This window comes from Vicinamibacterales bacterium (assembly GCA_036496585.1).
Lineage (GTDB): Bacteria > Acidobacteriota > Vicinamibacteria > Vicinamibacterales > 2-12-FULL-66-21 > JAICSD01.
Map to the genome: position 1 here is coordinate 1 of DASXLB010000067.1, position 1,699 is coordinate 1,699.

Annotated in this window: 1 protein-coding gene; it reads left to right on the plus strand. The window is 66.0% G+C overall.

All coding sequences use genetic code 11. From position 1 onward, the window contains the following. The coding region (locus VGI12_19545; GenBank protein HEY2434876.1) for a tail fiber domain-containing protein at positions 1-1,357 on the plus strand (1,357 nt) is incomplete at its 5' end. Between the last annotated feature and the right edge of the window lie 342 nt (positions 1,358-1,699).

The window sequence follows — 1,699 nt, forward strand, 5'->3', positions numbered from 1 at the left end:
CATCGCCATCCAGGCGGCTCAGAACTTCACCGACACCGCGCAGGGCACCGCGATCACGTTTGCGACGACGTCGATCAACGCGACCACGCCGGCCACCCGGATGACGCTCGACGCCTCGGGGAATCTGGGCATCGGCACCACCACCACGCCGGCGGCGGGCGTGCTCGAAGTCAGCAACGCGGCGAGTACCCTCCCCTTCAGTAGCATCACCGGGACGACGTACAACAACGGAACGCCCGGGGCGAGCCCAGGCGCCCTCTTCCGCGGAAGGCGGGCGCGAGGAACCGCTGCAGCCCCATCGGCCGTGCTCAGCGGAGACACTCTTGCGGGCCTCTCCGCCAGCGGCTACGCCGCAACGGCCTTCGGGACGTTCGACACGGCCTCAATCGTCATGCGCGCTTCGGAGAACTGGACGGATACCGCGCAAGGCTCGGAGATCAGGTTCATCACCACACCAAGAGGCGTCGCAACCCCTGCGCCGGTGATGACGATCGACTCGAGCGGCAACCTCGGCGTCGGCACCACGGCTCCGACCCACGCCGTGGAAGTCGCCAGGACGGGCACCGACTCCGTCGTCGAGTCCACTGCCTATAGCAACGCGACCGGTTCTTCGGCGTTTTATATTGCCCAGACCGCGCGCGGAACGGCAGCCGCGCCAACGGCCGTGCAGGTGGGCGATTTTCTCGGCGGATTCGGCATGAGTGGGTATGCAACCGGCGGCTTCACCGACATCTTTGCCGCGATTGCCGGTATCGCGGCTGAGGACTTCACTGCGACCACCATACGCGGGACGGCTCTTGCCTTCGGCTCAACACCCCTCGGAACCAAAGACATTGTCCTCGGCATGGCTCTCCTGCCAAACGGCAACCTCGGCATCGGCACGACGCTCGACGCGAACGGGATCCCAACCGCCGCCGACAAGCTGCAAGTCTTCGGCGACATCCGCGTAGGCATCAGCGGCACCAATGGCTGCGTGAAGAACTTCGCCGGCACGCAGTTGACGGGCGTCTGCGCGTCCGACCGCCGCTACAAGAAAGGCATCACGCCGTTCGGCCCGACGCTCGATCGGGTGGCTGCGCTGCAGCCGGTCCACTTCTACTGGCGCGCCGATGAATTCCCCGATCAGCACTTCGGCGACAGCCAGGCGTATGGCCTGATCGCGCAGGACGTCGAGCAGGTCCTGCCGGAGCTCGTCGTCACGCACGACGACGGCTACAAGGCCGTCGACTATTCGAAGCTGCCGCTCCTGACGATCCAGGCGGTCAAGGAGCTGAAGGCCGAAAACGAGGACTTGAAAAAGCGCGTGGCGGAACTCGAGCGTCTGATCAAGGAACTTCACCCGGCGGGAAATCGCTAGTCCTCACGGAAACGACGAACATCACCGCTCGATCCGCGTTCGGATCGGGCGGCTGCGACGACTGCCGGCGCGGGCGGTTTTGGAAACTCCGCGCGACCCATCACGGCAACAGGAATCGCCGTTTCTCAAGGAGCGGAGTATGCGCGTTTTCGCTGTCAGTCTCATGTCGGTTCTCGCGGTGTGCACCCCTGCTGTCGCACGCGCGCAGGCGCCCGCCGCCACCACGGTGACGGTGCCCCGTCTCATCACGGTCACCGGCACCTATCAACCGGCGTCGGGCCAGCCGGCATCTCCGGGTGCCGTCGTCACACTCGCCGTCTATGCCGACGCGACCGGCGGCGC